19 protein-coding genes and 2 pseudogenes are annotated in these 17,191 nt (G+C 35.3%); 4 read left to right on the plus strand and 17 right to left on the minus strand.

The genetic code is table 11. The features are described 5' to 3' along the window. The first annotated feature begins 147 nt into the window (after positions 1-147). Both ABWU40_RS02950 and ABWU40_RS02955 read left to right on the plus strand, forming a co-directional pair. Positions 148-291 (plus strand): hypothetical protein, encoded by a 144-nt coding sequence (locus ABWU40_RS02950; protein WP_353279389.1) that lies wholly within the window; start codon positions 148-150, stop codon positions 289-291. 414 nt (positions 292-705) lie between these two features. Beyond that, the gene (locus ABWU40_RS02955; protein WP_353279391.1) at positions 706-1,164 is read left to right on the plus strand and encodes a reverse transcriptase domain-containing protein; all 459 of its coding nucleotides are present in this window, start codon (positions 706-708) and stop codon (positions 1,162-1,164) included. Between the two features lie 29 nt (positions 1,165-1,193). On the opposite strand, the gene ABWU40_RS02960 is transcribed toward ABWU40_RS02955, so the two are convergent. After that, positions 1,194-1,733, minus strand: coding sequence for a transposase (locus ABWU40_RS02960; RefSeq protein WP_353279428.1), 540 nt, complete (start codon positions 1,731-1,733; stop codon positions 1,194-1,196). A 29-nt stretch (positions 1,734-1,762) separates the two neighbouring features. Here ABWU40_RS02960 and ABWU40_RS02965 point away from each other — a divergent pair. Continuing rightward, a pseudogene (locus tag ABWU40_RS02965) lies at positions 1,763-2,302 on the plus strand (helix-turn-helix domain-containing protein); the annotation flags it as partial. A gap of 5 nt (positions 2,303-2,307) precedes the next feature. After that, the gene (locus ABWU40_RS02970) at positions 2,308-3,294 is read left to right on the plus strand and encodes a helix-turn-helix domain-containing protein (protein WP_264685705.1); all 987 of its coding nucleotides are present in this window, start codon (positions 2,308-2,310) and stop codon (positions 3,292-3,294) included. A gap of 54 nt (positions 3,295-3,348) precedes the next feature. Here the strand turns inward: ABWU40_RS02970 and ABWU40_RS02975 are convergent, their stop codons facing one another. The 16 genes and pseudogenes from ABWU40_RS02975 to ABWU40_RS03050 all read right to left on the minus strand — a co-directional run bounded on the left by ABWU40_RS02975 (position 3,349) and on the right by ABWU40_RS03050 (position 17,152). Then, a complete protein-coding gene (locus ABWU40_RS02975) occupies positions 3,349-4,278 on the minus strand; it encodes a patatin-like phospholipase family protein (RefSeq protein ID WP_264685704.1) in 930 nt (309 codons plus the stop codon). Positions 4,279-4,298: 20 nt separating this feature from the next. After that, the gene (locus ABWU40_RS02980) at positions 4,299-4,526 is read right to left on the minus strand and encodes a hypothetical protein (protein ID WP_007302999.1); all 228 of its coding nucleotides are present in this window, start codon (positions 4,524-4,526) and stop codon (positions 4,299-4,301) included. 54 nt (positions 4,527-4,580) lie between these two features. After that, positions 4,581-5,206, minus strand: a pseudogene (locus ABWU40_RS06310) (ankyrin repeat domain-containing protein). A gap of 56 nt (positions 5,207-5,262) precedes the next feature. Continuing rightward, complete coding sequence (locus tag ABWU40_RS02990; RefSeq protein ID WP_264685703.1) at positions 5,263-6,198, minus strand: contractile injection system protein, VgrG/Pvc8 family; 936 nt, start codon at positions 6,196-6,198, stop codon at positions 5,263-5,265. Beyond that, positions 6,199-6,408 carry a tail protein X gene (locus tag ABWU40_RS02995; protein ID WP_264685702.1) on the minus strand — a complete coding sequence of 70 codons (210 nt, stop codon included), beginning with the start codon at positions 6,406-6,408 and terminating at the stop codon, positions 6,199-6,201. Further along, positions 6,405-6,761 carry a phage tail protein gene (locus ABWU40_RS03000; RefSeq protein WP_236514916.1) on the minus strand — a complete coding sequence of 119 codons (357 nt, stop codon included), beginning with the start codon at positions 6,759-6,761 and terminating at the stop codon, positions 6,405-6,407. Before ABWU40_RS03000 ends, ABWU40_RS02995 begins: the two co-directional genes overlap by 4 nt. Then, a complete protein-coding gene (locus ABWU40_RS03005; RefSeq protein ID WP_264685701.1) occupies positions 6,761-9,034 on the minus strand; it encodes a phage tail tape measure protein in 2,274 nt (757 codons plus the stop codon). The genes ABWU40_RS03000 and ABWU40_RS03005 overlap by 1 nt, the downstream gene beginning before the upstream one ends. Positions 9,035-9,149: 115 nt before the next feature. Further along, positions 9,150-9,404: a phage tail assembly protein gene (locus ABWU40_RS03010; protein WP_141456746.1), complete on the minus strand. Its 255-nt coding sequence runs from the start codon at positions 9,402-9,404 to the stop codon at positions 9,150-9,152. Positions 9,405-9,438: 34 nt separating this feature from the next. Next, positions 9,439-9,945, minus strand: coding sequence for a phage major tail tube protein (locus ABWU40_RS03015; protein ID WP_264706158.1), 507 nt, complete (start codon positions 9,943-9,945; stop codon positions 9,439-9,441). A gap of 11 nt (positions 9,946-9,956) precedes the next feature. Continuing rightward, entirely contained in the window at positions 9,957-11,144 is a 1,188-nt protein-coding gene (locus ABWU40_RS03020; protein WP_353279399.1) for a phage tail sheath subtilisin-like domain-containing protein, read from the minus strand. Then, a complete protein-coding gene (locus ABWU40_RS03025; protein ID WP_264685697.1) occupies positions 11,137-11,688 on the minus strand; it encodes a hypothetical protein in 552 nt (183 codons plus the stop codon). The genes ABWU40_RS03020 and ABWU40_RS03025 overlap by 8 nt, the downstream gene beginning before the upstream one ends. 10 nt (positions 11,689-11,698) lie before the next feature. Then, the gene (locus tag ABWU40_RS03030) at positions 11,699-13,129 is read right to left on the minus strand and encodes a hypothetical protein (RefSeq protein ID WP_264685696.1); all 1,431 of its coding nucleotides are present in this window, start codon (positions 13,127-13,129) and stop codon (positions 11,699-11,701) included. Then, complete coding sequence (locus ABWU40_RS03035; protein ID WP_264685695.1) at positions 13,126-13,311, minus strand: hypothetical protein; 186 nt, start codon at positions 13,309-13,311, stop codon at positions 13,126-13,128. Before ABWU40_RS03035 ends, ABWU40_RS03030 begins: the two co-directional genes overlap by 4 nt. Then, complete coding sequence (locus ABWU40_RS03040) at positions 13,311-14,495, minus strand: hypothetical protein (RefSeq protein ID WP_264685694.1); 1,185 nt, start codon at positions 14,493-14,495, stop codon at positions 13,311-13,313. Before ABWU40_RS03040 ends, ABWU40_RS03035 begins: the two co-directional genes overlap by 1 nt. A gap of 4 nt (positions 14,496-14,499) precedes the next feature. Next, positions 14,500-16,434: a DUF4815 domain-containing protein gene (locus ABWU40_RS03045; protein ID WP_353279401.1), complete on the minus strand. Its 1,935-nt coding sequence runs from the start codon at positions 16,432-16,434 to the stop codon at positions 14,500-14,502. 16 nt (positions 16,435-16,450) lie between these two features. Further along, positions 16,451-17,152 (minus strand): hypothetical protein, encoded by a 702-nt coding sequence (locus ABWU40_RS03050; protein ID WP_285535012.1) that lies wholly within the window; start codon positions 17,150-17,152, stop codon positions 16,451-16,453. Between the last annotated feature and the right edge of the window lie 39 nt (positions 17,153-17,191).

A 17,191-nucleotide genomic window follows, 5' to 3' on the forward strand; every position in this document is an offset into this window, starting at 1 on the left:
TTTGTATGTTAAGTAATAGTTAAAGAATAAAAGTCCTGAGAAAGCTATTCTTTTATTAGAAATAGTTGCAAGATATACAAGATCTTTTTATAATTTGCGTATTAAGTTAATCATAAAGCAGTAAGTTGCTCTATAGACTTGAATAATATGCTTAATATAGGAGGGTGTAGTACACAAGGTAGGTTCAGAGAAGAGCAAACTAAGTGCGAAAGCTGCACAACAGATGAGGGTAGGTCCCTCAGAGTAGGTTTACAAGAACAGGCTTCAAACAGCCATAAGCTGCTTTGGTAAAGAGCCAAGGTAGTGGGCGTTATGGGAAAGGCGCAGTTATGTGTCATGTTTGAAATAGAGAGATGAACGTAAGTGAACCATTGATAAAGTGTCGAAACCTATAACTGATGACGTCAAAACCAGGGGCTTATAACTCAACTGGGATAAATCTACCGGGAGCTTGTTTACTGGGCAGGTGGCGTCCGGCATAAAGGTGGCATGAATCTATTTTAGGCTATTGTGTAGAACTACGGGAACCTGTCGTTTCGATGATAAGGGAGAAGTCCAAGGAGCTGATCTCTGAGGATGAGAGTACTGATGCGGAAAACAGGGGCGGATCAGCTCGTAGTAGTGAGGAAGTTTCTGTAATGGAAATGGAGCGAAGGAGCTGGGTTATTTAGTTTTAGTTATCTATCAACCGAAAGGGAGGAGTTAATGAATAAAACAAAGTCTTTTGATATACCAAAGCAACTTATTTGGAGAGCTTATAAACAAGTATCGAAAAATAGAGGTGCTGCAGGTGTAGATGAGGTTTCGATAACAAAGTTTGAGGAAAATCTAAAAGATAATCTATACAAACTATGGAATCGGATGTCATCCGGAAGTTATTTTTCAGAGCCTGTAAAAGCTGTAGCAATACCGAAAGATACGGGGGGAGGACAAAGAATTTTATGTGTTCCTTCAGTATCAGATAGGATAGCGCAAACAGCAGCAACAATGTATCTCGAACCGTTAGTGGAGCCAAAATTCCATGAAGATTCATATGGTTATAGACCTAATAAATCAGCATTAGATGCGGTAGACACAGCGCGTAAGAGATGCTGGAGGTACGATTGGGTGATAGACCTTGACATATCAGGGTTCTTCGACCATCTGAATGGCGTTGTTGCATAGCACTGATAGGCATGTAAATTACAGTGAATTTACGCAGCTAATTTAAATTTAGCCATACCTATATCAGTAAATTTGTTCAATAAGTAGCACTTAATTAACAGCTCTTTTTCACGATTTACCTCTGATTTATTTTTTAAGCCAAACCCAAATATTTGCTTCAACCTATGGAAAAAGACTTCAATATAAGACCGTGCTCCATACTTAACTTTTTTCTTCCATTCATTAATACCATCTTCATAGTTCTCATATGACCTAATTCTACTAATATGCTTGTTTCTTTCTGATAAGTAGTCAGCTAAACAAATTTTAGTATCCTTCCTAGGGCGAATAATAGGCACAATATTGTATTTTCTGCATTCTTTATACACACTTTTTATATCATAAGCCGCATCTGCTCGAATAGAACAAATGTTATATTTATCACTGACTTCTTCTAACATATCGCAGACCGGCAAATAGTCTACAGCAACACCACTAGTGTAGTTCATGCTTATTGCTTTCTTATCATTTATGTTTAAAACAACATGTAATTTTCTTACTTGACCATAACCACTGTATTTTTTTCGAATATTAAGCTTACTATGCCCACCGTTATTAAGGTTTGGTTAAAGCAGGAGTTTGTGTTGATATTGTTGCAAAAACAATAGGTCTGTCTGCTGATGAATTTGTTGAAGAAAAAGTTGGCTCTATCCACTACCAAATAGGAAAGAAGATAAAAGAGTGGAGGCTAGTGAGAGAGTATACTCAAAAAGATTTAGGAGAGAAAATGAATACAACACGTGACGAAATAAGCAACTATGAACAAGGAAGGACAGCTGTTCCACTTGATAAAGTATATGAAATGGCAGAAGTATTATCGATTAATATTGCAGATCTACTCATAGAGGAAGATGAGGGTAGTAGAGTGGAAAATGAGCTACCTGATTTGATTAAAGAATACAAAGGGATTGAGAGCCAAGAACTACGTAATGCATTAATAAAATCTTTGTTTGAAGGGATACGGATTTGTGAGGAGAAGGTGAAAGAAGTAGAAAGGATCAAAGTTGCAAAGGATTTAGTAAAAGGGGGAATTCCTATTGATATTATTTTGCAAATAGTTGGTTTATCTGCTGATCAAAAAGATTGTTTTTTTTATTGAGATATATGTTTGTTTCTGTAAGTGATGTTAGTTCTATAAGCTACAAAATAGGGCAAAAAATAGAAGATTGTAGATTAATGCAAAGATGTACTCAAGCGGAGTTGGCAAGTAAAATCAGATTAGCATATCAAGAAGTAAACAATTATGAAAATGGCTATAGCGCTATTCCAGTTAAAGTATTATATACGATTGCAAGAGTATTATCAGCTGATGTTAAAGATCTACTACCTGAATCAGTAGTAGTAAGAGAGCATGAAGATGAAGACGAAGAAATACTCTATCTAGCAAAAATGTACGAGAATCAAAAGTTAGGCAAAATAGTACCTTCATTAGTCAGGTTTGTGCATATTAGTGAGAAAATCAATCAAGAGGAGGCAAGATTAGAGGTAGCAAAAAATCTAGTTAAAGAAGGAGTTTCAGTTGACATAATTTCCCAAGCAACCGGCTTATCTATTTACGAGTATGATAATACAGAGAGAGAAATCTGCACTGACTCTATATATTACAGAGTAGGACAAAGAATAAGAGAATGGAGATTAATAAGAAGATACACTCAAAAAGATTTGGCGAATAAAGTTGGTGTAACACTCAAGGAAATACACGAATATGAAAGAGGGTATACTGCTATAACATTTGATAAATTATATGAAATAGCGGATGCATTATCAGTAAATATTAAAGTTTTGCTACCTGAAACGAGAGAAAGTAAAAAGATATTGAGTTTGATAAAAGCTCTGTTGCCTAAAATAACAAAATGTGAAAATGAGGATAGCAAAAAGTTATTGAGTTTAATGGATGAGTACAGAGAAGATGAGAATCAAGAATCATTAGATGCGTTAGTCAAATCTCTATCTGAAGATATGAAAAGCGGCAAGGAAAAAGTTAAAAAAGCAGAGAAAATAAAGATTGCAAAAGATCTAGTTAAGGCAGGTATTGCTATTGATATTATTGTGCGAGCAAGTGGCCTAACTGCTGATGAGTGTGAAAATTGAATTGTGTTAAAGACGGTACTGAGAAATATTATATTAAGATATAAGTAAAGATAGTTATATATTTAATACTTCTATACAGAATTTTTCTATCACTTTCTGATTGTCCTCTACCATTGCCTTTGCCTCTTGCTGAAGAGATTTGATATTTTTTGACGTAATATTATCCATGTCAGGTGATGCTATTTTTAATTGCGATTGTATACGTATATATTTATCAGCTATAACTTGATTAAGTTGATAGTTTACTGCATCTAAACTTGAAGCAAACATCACATTCAGTAGTGGCTTGATCCAGCCTATTTTTCCCAATCTCTTTGAATTGGCATACTCTATGCTTCTGTCTGTTCTTCCAGTACCTATTGATAACAGTAGAATATCATCATTTGGAAATAACCTCTTGCCACTTGCATATGCACAAGCCGCTGGATTATTGGCAAACACCCCTCCATCCACTAATACCATTTCCTTGTGGTTGACTTTAAGATATTTAGGTGTAAAGTAAGTAGGTGCAGCCGTTGCAGCTCTGAGTGCATCTTTCAGCTTAATATTACCTTCTTTCCAGCTTTTGAAGAAAAATGGGCAATTATTCTGAATGTCGTAACTGGTAAGTAGTAGATTACTTGAAACATCAGCAACAGTAATTTCTCCAAAGTATTTGTCGAGAATGAATTCTATGTTTTTATATGAGTATTGAGCGCCATTTAGCCAAGAAGCGATTGATCTTCTCCAGAATGATGACTTGAAAATATATGCTCCGTACTCTTGGTAAAGTTCAACAAAATCATTGGCAGAGTATTGAGGATTTCCCTGTTCATCTTTTTTACACAATCCTGCTACAACAATTCCACCGGTTGAAGTACCTGCTATAAGATCAAAGATTTCAGCTACCCTCTTTCTTGTTCTTTTTTCTATTTCTGCTAGAATAATGGCAGGTATTATCCCTCTAATGCCACCTCCATCAACGGATAAAATATATTTAATCATTGTGAATTTGGGTAAAGGTATTAAGATTTAATTTTTCCGCTTAGAACGTGTAATTTAAACTCATCCAATTCCTCAGAAAGATTTTTTACCCTTTCCTCAAGTACTAACACTTTTTCCATTAAACCATATTCAATAAGTTTATCGTGAAATTGTACCCTTGAGTCTAGCTTGGATAACCACCATATAAATGCTACTGTTTGTATTAATAACGTGATAATTACTGTAATTGGGATTTTTTGATTTTGCATGTTTCTCCTAACTGTGTAATCTTTCAACTACTTCTTGTTTCCGGTTACGAAATATTACTGCTCAGATTCATGTTCTTTTTCAGCATTATAGAGCAAGTGTATAATTTCATCGTATGGTTTATCTTTATTGTGCCGTGATCTTAGCACAGCTACATCTCTTGGGTTTTTTCCATCTATATCTCTAATATTAGGATTTGCGCCTTTCTCCAATAAAAACTTAATAACTTCTAGGTGTCCTTCACCTGCAGCGTGATGTAAAGCTATTCTTTTAGATGCATTTCTATCAAGTGCGTTTATATTTACTTTTTCCTCTTCTATTAAAAATCTGATAATGTCTAAACATCCTTTTCTTGCTGCACAATGTAACGTTGTTCCACTCAAGTTTGGAGCCATATCCTTTACTAAAAGTTTTATTATTCCTAAGTTGCAATTATAGCTCTTTTTTCAATAATCCGAACAGACCGTAATATGCTACTGGCCTGCTATAGCCATAAACACATATCTTATCGCATTCGGACTATTATAAGAAAGGCTATACTAGTAGCCACTTGTAATGTTTTGTTATAATTATCTGTAGCTTTAGATTTTTGATAGCAATAAGTAATAACAACGCATACTATTAATAGTATGAACCATACGAAATGTAGTTTATCTCTTTCATTATACTTTATTTTTTTCATATTTTGTACACAGTTTCTTAATATTAAATAGATCATTACTCATTTTTTTCTTAACATTACTTACTCAAAGATGCTGACAACATAGTAAGGTAACCCGAGCTATTTAAAGTATGCTCCGCTCTATTAATTATCCATTCACCATCTAACGCTTGATTAAAACCTAGAAGATTAAGTTTAGCTTCTGCAAATAACTCTGGATTACCAGGCATAGTTATATCTAAAGTTTCATTGTTACGCTTCAATTGTTTCAACTTGGCATTTGCTGCACTCAGCGCTGACTCTGCATTAGAGTAAAGTTCCAGCATAATATAACTTGGCTCGCTACTACCAACTGTTTCTTTAATAGTTTCGCCCTTTTCATAGCTGTGCCATTTTGCTACTACTGAATTATACTTATCACGTATGGTAAAATGCACTTTCCAATTAATTGTGTCTTGAGGTCTAATAGTCGTTGTTCCTAAAGCTTTTCCTGTGGCTGATTTTGCCATATTCTTTGAAATAAACAATATATACCCACCAGCTAATTTGGCCATTGCTTCGCGTTCTGTCGCTATTTTAGTTAACAAGCTGATATCACTTTCATCTATTTGGTTGATGTGGGGTATCAATATATCCTTAAATTCCTCAGCAACTTTATGTCCATATCCATGTTTTTGAGCTATTTCTTTCACTAAGTTTTCTATGGTAATTTGGTGCCATTCTTTTGATACTTTTGCCTTTAAAGATATTCTTAAATTTGTTGCATGAGCTTTTATTAGTAGGGTCTTAGGTGGGCCTTGTATCGTAACTTCATTGACTGTATATACACCCATTGGAAAGATTCCCGTTTCCTTATAACCTAGTGCTATGTTCAATTCATTTGGAACTTCTACATTTTCATTGCCATAATCAACACATACCTCTGCGATATCATCTATAGTACCAGATTCATCAGTAAGATACACCGATATTACATGATCTTTTATTCCTTCGATGCTAAATTCAGGTTTCATTTATTCCCACACTTTTAACTTCGATTTTTTCAACTGCTCTTGTATTGTAGGTAACTTGATTTTTAATCCTGCAGGCAAAAAACTTCCATAATCTGCAAGTCCAGGATTTTCTTCCAATACTATTTCTACTGCTCCAGAGCTATGTCCATAGTGTTTAAAGCATATATAATCCAACATTTCATTTTCTTGTGCTATATAATGTACTGTCATACATAACGCCTTAAACTTAAGCTAAATTCAACCTTTTTTGCTAATCCACAGGGAAAATACGACGTTTGCTTTTCTTCTAATCGTGTAATTACAAACTGCCCTAAAACATTACCCGTATTATCCACTAAAGGATAGGATACTTGATTTTCTATTGATTCCTTTAAATTTTTTAGTTGGTTTAAGCCATTAGAGTTATTAAGATAAATGACTCCTTCTAAATCTATATTTTCTACTCCCTGGCCAATATTTTGCAACAATGGAGCTTTGTGAATACACTCTATGGTATTCCAACGATTCTCTTTACTGCACCTTAACCCTGTTGGAGAAATTTTATATGGACCAAGTGAAAACATTAGTAAATAGGTTCTATTGAATCAAATAAAACATCTCGCGATTTTTCTCTTATTCTTTTTATTACTGTATCAGCAAGACTACGTACATCTTGGTTAGGTTCTGCTTTAATACTTATATTAAATGTAAAAGTTTGATTGAAAATTTTTTGTTCACACTTTTCACAGTCTTTTAAAACTTTCTCTGAATTATCTGCTACAGAACCTTTTTCTGTAATCACGCTAGCACTTTCAATATTCGTTCTACTATTCGAAATTCCACTAAAAGCATTATTATTTAATAAAGGATTTCCTTTACTAAAAACATTTCTATTTTCACTAGTTGCACTGCCTATTTTTGCTTCTACTGTTTTCTCTAATGCTTTTATTGGATTATCATTAAACAATTTTCCTATACCAATCCAATTTTCTATAGGTTTTGTAATTGATTTCCAGATACTTGAGAAAAAGTCCTTTACCTTTTGCCAATTAGCGATTACAAGTGCTGCACCAACTGATAGTCCAGCAATAGCAGCTCCTATAGGATTGGTTAGCGTTAAAGCTTTCAGTCCCATGATTACTGCTGGAATTACTCGTGCTGATAACGAAGTTAATACTGGCAAAAGTGTTCCCTGCAAAATAGCATTAAAAGTTAATAGTCCACCTCCAGCCAATGCAAATGCATAACCAAAACCTACCACTGCAATCTTGCCAATAATAAGAGCTGAAATTATGCTCATAACTCCTGTAGTCAAAATTGGACACTTCTCTGCGAACCAAGCTATACCTGTAGATATAGACCTCAAAATCTTACTTATCCAATTTAAAGGAGGTAGCATAACTGACCCTAAGTTCATTCCTAGCTCTGCTATTGTATTTTTAAGTAGCTGCAAGTTATTTGCTGTAGTGCTTGCACGGTTATTAAATTCCTTTTGCATAGATTTGTTATACTTTTCTTTATCAGCCACAAAATCTATTGCTTTTTTATATTCTTCCAAACTCCCAACTATCAATGCAATATCATCTTGATATTCTTGACCAAAGAGATTGAGAAGGATTTGTGAACGTTCCTGTCTATCTACTTTTTCTAAAGTTTCAAAAAAATGAAGTAGAGCGTTTTGCCCGTTTTCAGCAACCTTTTGTGACATTTCCTCTGCAGTGATACCTATCGATTCCAATGCTGCTTTGAACTCTTTTCCTTGCCCTTCAGCAGTTTGAAGTTTAGAAAGCAGAGCATTGACAGCAGTTGCTGCTTTTTCAGGTTGTTTACCTAAACTAATGAAGGCATTTACTAAACTACTTGTCTGATTAATATCTAAACCAAATTGTTTTGCATTACCACCCACTCTAGCAAGTGCTTCAATCATATCGTTTGCCTTAGCTGCAGTATTATCTGATAGGTAATTTATAACATCACCAACTCCTTCCATCTTCTCTACTGCAATTCCATAAATGTTAGCGAGTTTAGCTATGGAATCACCAGCTTGTTCGGCAGACATATCAAATGCTGTGGCCATTTTAGCTACTGTTGTGGTAAATTCAAGTAGCTTACCTTTGTTGATACCAAGCTGTCCACCACTTGCAGCTATTTGTGCTAACTCTGCAGCTGCTAATGGTATTTCACGGGATAATTTCTTCAATTTTTGAGCAAATTCTTCAGCTTCGTTTGTACCAGAAGTAAAGTCTACGACCTTTTTAATATCAGCCATGGCACTTTCAAAGTCAATCGCAACTTTAATTGGAGCTGCAAGTGAAAGACCTAGTCCTATAGTCTCCATTACTTGTGACCTATAATGCGCTTTTTTTGCCAAAGCATTTTGCTGTTTTTGTATTACAGATCCTAATTTACTGTATTTCCCTTTGAGTACTTCAACAGATGAACCAAGTTTAGTTTGATCCCTCACTAAAGATTTAATATCCTTTCCACTTTTCCTTATTTCTTCATTTAATGTGTGAAGTGCATCTCTCTTTTTAATATAAGCCTCTTTTGCCTTTGATGCCGATGCTTTCAATTTTTCGAATTCATTTCTCAGTGCTTTGCTTGGTTCTTTTTTTTCCTTCTTCTCTTTAGCGATTGCTGTAGCTGATTCTTTTGCTTTCTTCTCCGCTTCCTTCCAATTCTTCATGGCTTCAAGAGCATCATGATTTAATTGCTTAAATTTGGAGACTGATTTCATTGACGAATCAAGCTGCTTTATACTATCACCCAACTTAGAAAGCTTTGCTGCACTACCTGTCATTGCACTATTAAAACTGCCATCTAATGTTGCACCGATCTTTATTGAAAGCATTGACATTTTTTTGCCACTCCTTTACTTATTTCTATCCAGGATAAAAATTCATTTACATCCATATTAGTAATCTGCTCAATTCCACTTCCTGAAATAGAACTGAGTAGTAATACATTATACTTTAAGTTCTCTGTTCCAGCGGCGACAAAAAATCTTTTAGTACCTTTTGTATTTCTACATAATCTTTAATACATAAATCTTCAACTACTTCTTTTGGCACAGATGCTAGATTAGCAATTAAAGCTACCTCTTTCAAAGCTTCGCCTTCTATGCGTTCTATAGCAAGTAAATCTCTTACTTTAGGTTCACGCATCGATAACTCTGAGACAGAAATTCCATCAACTGTAATTGGGTTGTTTAGTGTTATAGTGTGCATTATTGCCTCCTTAAAATAAAATTTCGAAATCTTTTCATATGCCTAAAACCGTTTGTAGCAAAGCCATCTGATCCACACCATTTATCTTTCTAATCATATTTTCAGCATCGATTTCTATTAACTCATTACCACCTATAGTAAGTTTATAGTAATGAGCAGCTACAGTACACTTCAGCGTTGCTTTTTCAGCAGGTTTCCAGTTACCAAAATCAAACTCTTTAAAAATGCCTCTTAAATTGATTATTACTGCTTCAATATCATTACTACCACTCCCTTGCATTCCACCTCTGAGTGTCAAAGAAACTGAATTCCCATTTATTAGACCAAATAGCCTAAAGAGTTCTGTATCGTATTCAGAAAAAGTGAAATCTGCTTCAAGCTTTTCCATGCCCATATCAATATTTATTGGAATATCCATACCACCAGCTCTGTACTCTTCGGTTTTTATGGTAAGCTTCGGCAAGGTTATTTCATCTATTTTTCCTGCATAACCACGACCATCTACAAATACGTTAAAATTTCTCAGTATTTTGGGTAACACTTCGCTTTCTCCTAACTTATTACACTATTATTTACAAGATGGGATCTGAATATTATTTGCTCAGCTGGATATGGCGGTGTAAACTCAAAATCAAAAGACACTTTTCCGCTTGCAATATTTGCCGGTGTATTGAGTTCGGGAGTTGCATAACATTTTCCACTGATAATTGCTCCTTGCGCTTTTAAACTTGCAAGGTAAGAATTCACCCCCTCAATCACATCATCTATATAAGTTTTTGTGATATTGCGATCAACTGCCCAGAGATGAGCTCGAAGTAGACTATCATTGATTAAATCTGCAGTCCTTCTCACTGACAGAAAAGCCCATTTTGAGTCATTTGAACATGTTCTATTTCCCCAAAGCCTATAGCCGTTTTGATGAATTATCGTTGTTACTTCATTTTCATTTAAGTGGTTTGCTCTGCAATTTGCATAACCTAAGCTAAAATCAATAGGCCTGCTTGTGCCAACAATACCATTTATCTCTTTATTTGAAGGTGAATGCCAGAAGCCTTGTTCGCTGTCTATTTTAGCTATTAAACCAGCTACAAATGGGCTTGCTGGCAAGGTTCCTTCTTTTCCTTCAATAAATACCTTAACCCAAGGGTCAACTACGTAAACTCTTGAGCTGCGCACACTTTTTCTCCATTTTATTGCTTCTTCATCATTAGTATTTGGTCCATCTGCAACAATAATTGCTCTTAATTTTTCTGCTATGGAAATTAAAGCACTCACTACTGGATTTACTCCATCTATTTCAGGTAACTGATGAGTAAACTGAGGTGCAATTAATATTCTTGGAGCAATATGAACTATGCTTTCACTACTGAGGAATGCCTCTATCCCTTGATACTCTCCAGTCTCTTTATCAACACCGCCAATTATATTTTGGATAGTTTCACTTTCTTTGAGCTTTAAATCGCTGTTTTCACTTTCTTTAACTCGAATAACTACTACTGTTGCACCAATCTGGGAAAATATTCCGTTTGTTGCAGAAGGTAAACTGCCACTCTTTCCAAGTCTTGCTGCTTCTTTTAAGCTTCCTGCAATTAACACTGGTTTATTTAGCGGAAACTTTTGCTCATCAGCTTCAGGTGCAGTACCAATTACACCTATCACTGATGATTTAGCTGTACGTACTGTCTTTGCTCCTGAGGTTACCTCAATAACATTTACTCCGTGTAAAAATTCTTCAGCCATTTCTTTGTATCTTTTGTTTAAAATCGTTTAGTAAGTTCTCTAGCTCATTTTTACTTTTGGCTTCTGCAATTTTCTTCTTGGTAATGTCTTCCAACTCTTCACATTTAATTATTTCTTTTACTGCTTTTTTTGCTTTTTCTTCAATTATTCTTGCCATTTCAATAACTGTAATACCACGGACTTTTGCTAATGGTTCTATAATTTCTGTATCCTTTTTACTTATAGACTCTGGTGCTGCTAGAATGCTTTTTGCGGCTTTTTCTTGTATTTGATACGATTTAGCTTTTTGGTGAGAATTTCCAGCGTATTCGTTAGTATAGTTATTAAAATAAAAACGAAGTGCAGAAAGTTTCGCATTTTCCAATAATTCCAGCTCAATATCTTCCTTATTCCTTTCAACAATTTTCTCTCCTTCTGTTAAACAATAACTTTTTTGCCAGTCAAAATTCTTTGGTGCTTCATACCAATCATTTCCAGTTGGCTTGTTTTCAAGTGTTGTTGTTTCAATCTGCTTGTGGTTTTCAAAACGTATATAAATAGTCACAAATTCCTCCTCATTGCCATATTTGATCAGTTCGTTCTAACCCTGGACATTGCCAACCCCTGAGCGTCCTTTCCACATCTACCTCAAGCCCTGTGGTGAGAAAATTGCTACGTATGTTATAAATCCCCCACTGAATAAATTGACCATAGTTGTGTACATAATTTGATGCAAGCATACCTTGACTAACTTGTGTTCTGGAATACAGATAAGATGATGTGTAAAGTAATATTGCAACTGTTTTTCCTGCTGGAATCTCCACATTACCAGATCCGGCTAACTTGCTATCAGAACTCATGTATTGGTAAACATTTTTCCATACTATTTTTGAAATACTTGATTTATTAGAATTAGTGTTATCAGGAATTCCCACAAATAATCCTGCTCCCCCATACTCCGTACTCGAATACGATGATCCAACAAATTCCATTGTCTTATTTATGTTCACATTGGTTGTATTTTTTACAAATACTACTCCAAGTGCAGCATACGGGTAATAGTATATCTCATCATAACTACCCGAAAAACTTTTTGTGCATAACTCTCCGTAAATAAATGTTCCTTTACTTCCCTCTATAAAACTTAGTTGTCTTGGCCGATAAAAACTAACGTAATCTGTATTGTACGTATGGCTACCTGCTAGTAGTTGTAACATATAGTCAGTTTTTGTTATATCACTACTCCACTTTCCAAGCTCTGTCGTAAAAGTTCCGTGGCCAAAATAATTATTTTTTCTGCCAAGTACACCAAATAAGAAAGGTAATGACCCTGGTTCAACCATGTTGCGCTTTCTTATTTCATTTATAAGAGACGCTTTTAACTGTTCATCCCGAGTTTTTACCTCATTCAGGATGTTTTCAATTCGAGTTTCTATTTCCCTAATAATTGATGAGCCACTTGGCACATCATTAACAGTACGGAAGTTATTCACTAAACCTTTAAGACCATCTTTATGACTGTTACTAATGCTATTTATTGCTGCAATATTGGCATTCTTTCTCGTATCAAGTAGCGATAAATTTGTTGTTCCTTTTTCATCAATTCTCTTTAATAACTGCTTCTCTGATTCAGAGATCACTGCTAAAGAACTAGCTTTTTTATTATCCAGATCAGTTAAGTGTTTTTTTGCACTATCAAGAAGTTCTTTTAGCTTACCATCAGTCATCTGTACAATTTCAGAAACTGCACTTTTGTCGACTATTGATTCCAACGCTTTAGCAAGATATGCTAATTGATCTGGAGTACTGTTTTCTGCTAAATCCTTAAGTCTTTTTTGTAGTGCATCAATTATTCCTTTTACTTCAGTCATCTGCACAACGTTGGAAATAGCTTTTTTATCTGCTATCAATTCCAGCGATTTTGCAAGATATGCCAGTTGATCAGGTGTGCTATTTGCTGCTAAATCCTTTATCCTTTGATGTAACGCTTCTATTGCTTCTTTCATTCCCAAAAATTCAAAAAAGTTTCAAATCTAAATCGTTTAAAATTATTTTTTAGTTCATCTTCTCTTTCGGTAATATCTTCATCTATTTTTTCTATAGCTCTTCGAATACGTACCACATCTTGAACTGCAATATTTTCTGGATGAGGCAGTGGATATCCTCGTTTGGTTTGGTCAACAGTCATTATGTGACAATCACTCTGAGATTTTTTACCTTAGGGCGATAAACAACCGTTCCACTTAAAACTAATTTTATCCTTGTTTCATTGCCATTAAAGTTTGTCAGCACATGAGTTCTCTCTACCCAATTTTCCCCAATAGGTTTTCCTGATGTTAAATTTACTAATTGCCAATCCACGTTTTTTTGTACATATGCTTTAACATCTGCAGTGCCAGGTATTAGCGCATCATAGGTAATTGTTATCTTAGTGTTAGCTCCTGCTGTAATGCTCCTAGTTACATAATCTCCTTTTTCCCCTATATTACCCATAACTAGCTGTAACCCAGGATATAGCACTGGACTTTTTTCTCGCCCTCCTTTTAGGCTTGCTTTTACCGTTAATTCTCCATTTATTCTTTCGCGCAGTGCAAGCGGCAAATTATCAGACAAAAAGTTTTCTCTTCCCTCTTCATCTGTTAAGATAAATTCTACATTGGTATCAAATGCTACTTTTTCAACGTTCGTCAAAACTATCAAATCCGATACATTATTCGCATTGACTTTGCCAAGATTAAAAAGGTGAAAAAGTTCGCTAAATTTTGCAGCTAGTAATCGAAACGTTAAATCTAAATTTTGATGTGGAGTCCAGGTACTTGCATTGCTCGATGAAAGTAATACTCCTACTTGATATGGCTGACTTGTTACCCAACGGCTATTTACTGCATCATACTTGCCAAGCTCTGCTATTTTTACTGCAGTATCTGCATCATCAGTAAGTAGTACTATCGCATACTCCTCTCCTGCATGGCAAAACATTGGTGACCATTCTATACGTGTTGCTGTGCCATCTATCTTTATATCTTTTGGCTCAATATAACTTTCAGCAATGACAGTCTGCGAGGGCATTCCCACTGCTGTTTCTCTAATCTGCACAACAACACGTTTTTTACCTTTATTTATAAACCATAACTCTAGACCTCCTATGTGTCTGCTCTCATTTAAAGTAAATGTTTGCGCTAAAGGATCAACTCTTCTTGCTGCGATAACTCTTCTTCTCTCTTCTATGGTAATAGTTTTTTTACCAGTGTACGTTGCTTCTCCATAGCTTCCTTTATCACCATAAAACTGTACTAATTTAGTACCTGCTGGAATATTTGCTGGGATTTTTATTTTTCCACTTATTTGTCCTTGATTGTTAACTATTAACATATTTTTATGCTATAGGTTGAATAATTATTCCGTCAAATTTTATCTCTTTAAGCTTCTCACTTGGCTCAAAACCTTCAATTTCAAAATTCTGTACTGCTTCTCTCATAAATTCAGTTTCGTATGAGGTACTTGACAGCAGCTCTGTTGTTTCTTTAACATTAAATACTCTGGTTACTGGACTTTTCCAATTCGTGGTAACCTCTGTCCAGTGGTCAATGTTTTTATTTAGAGTAATTTGTGCCGGAACTGGATCAAAAGCTTGATATGGATTGATCTTTTCTCCTTTAGTCTGTAAAAGCTGCTCCAGTACCGGTTCAAGTTTATAAGGTAAAAGATAAGGTTCTTTACCTCTTTCAACATCAATAATTTCCACATCTATAGGTAAAATTAATTCTTTGTTTACTATTGCTGCAGACTGCGAAATTCCTTGATCACGCATATCATCATCAAAGAACGGATCTACAAATACTCCTTTTTTGCTGGTAGGTTCTCTTGAATTTGCATCATTGCGTAGACGTTCCTCTGCAACCAGCGCATAAAGATCATTTATTCCTTTTTTCATTGCTTCAAGCTCATTCATCGGTACAGCATGAATAGCATTATTCACTATTTTTACCCCTTCTTTTTCTCCGTTTTTCCACGTCTGATGAATGTGGCAGAGCAAAAGTTGTCCACTAGGTGCTTTAGGAATCGATGGTCTCCAAGAATGGGAAATTCCTTTTATTCTTCTTACCACCCCTTTGCTATCGATAGTAATTAAATCATAGCGGGGCATTTTCCAGGTGTAATCAATCAAAACCAAGCTGTTATCAACTGCTCCTTTTACTTTGCATCCCTGTTCACTTATATCTTCAGGACTTACATGAGTACGACAGCGGTAAGTGATTTGATAACTACTTCCAGGAGCTGGTTCTTTACCTGGTAATGACCAATCAACGTTTCCTGCATTTAACTTATAGTCTGTACTATTTTCATAAATAACATTGCCTTGTTTAACTTGAATAATTTCAAGTACTGCAGAGTCAGGTATCGGATCAATGGCTCCTGAATATGAACCGTGAGTAACAGTAATGGTTTTTTGAATAGTGATATCTACTTTTTTGATTTCACTTATTGGAAAATCATTAACCTTCAGTTCCATTACTCTTTGGCTATTTGGCTGAAAAGTATGTGGTTCTGATTCAACTGATTTTATATCCGGATCTTCATCAAAAGAAACACGAATACTGTGAGGTAACTCAATTTCATAGCCATCAACATGAGCTTTGCCCTCATTAATCACAAATATTTTTTTTCCTCCTTCTCCCTCTTCCTTTTGCAGGAACATTACTTCAAGACCATTTACGACGTAGGAACCATTTGCTTCTTTGTCATAACGAGCAAGAGCAGTAGTTACTATATTTGCTTGTGGTGGCGGTGAATGTTCTATCAATACTCCATTTTCAATATTGTAAATTGGGTAAAATTCGCCATTTGTAGAGTTAACAGTAACACTTTCTACTTGGTATCCCCAAATGGTGGAAACTTTAAGCCTTGCAGCTCCTACTTCCTGATAGTTTCTTGTACCAACTGCAGGATCACGAAGATTTTCATCCTCAAGCTCTGTAATTGTAGATTCTAGATAATAAACACCGATACGAACTATAGTATTAAGAGGAATAACAAACTCTTCTTTTTCGACTTTTCTAACTGCACCACGAAGATAGATTTTTCCTCCCTCAAGTGTAGCTTTACCAGTTTCTCTATCTATAATACAATTGCTTCCTGTTATAACATCACCATCACGAAATATTGCATCACCTATGCCTTTAAGCTTAGAGAGAGCATACTCCTGAGTTTCGTTTAATTCTGCAGACTGTAGACCTCTTCCAGCAAGAAATAAGCTTTTCTCATATTCTTTGTCAGGATTAAAGCGGTTATAATAGGCGTTTAAAGTCATTTAATGCTAGAAAAATTCAAAAAGTTACAACAAATGAAAAAGTTTCCCTGGTTGCTGCAGTTCTGATAAGTGGTACGGTGTGTTCTAAAACTAACAAAATTCCAGGATTTTCCACGTCTTTTGGCTCGAAATATCTCTGTCCTTCAGGTAATTCTTCTTTTATTTTAGTACCAACAATAACCCCTAGCTCTCTGATTACTTGATTTGCTGCATCCGTGAAATCGAAAGTAAATTTGAGATAGAGATTATTAGTTGGTACATTTGAGGGCCTAAACCTTCCAGATGGAGTTATAAGTTCACCGTTTTCATCACCTGTGCAGAATAGCACTTCGTCTGCAGTACGTCTGCCAAGTTCATTGAGCAGTTTTTCAGAAGTTATCAGCTCTGGTGGTGTGCTTTCACTATACTCTACAGTAACTTTATCACTTACTGGAATAGAGCTATTTTCCGTAAGTTTTATTACACCAGTACTGCCATTAACTGTATAGTCAATACTTGGCTGATAAGTTGTTTGCCCTGTAAAAACCTTCACATCTTTAATAGGTTGACGATCAAAAATAGGTTGATGATCAAATTTTATTTCACCCTTAACGAAAGTTTTTTCTACTTTGTGGCTACTTTCCCAACTTGAATCACCTGTTCCCCAAGCAAGATGGATAGATTGCTTTTTGATGCTGGCTGCTATTGCTGCTCTTCCTGACTGTGTGAGTATTGACATTTTTCCCCCTATATTATATATGTACGGTGAGTTCAAAAT

This window comes from Wolbachia endosymbiont (group A) of Cydia amplana, assembly GCF_964028495.1.
In the GTDB taxonomy this organism is placed as follows: domain Bacteria; phylum Pseudomonadota; class Alphaproteobacteria; order Rickettsiales; family Anaplasmataceae; genus Wolbachia; species Wolbachia pipientis.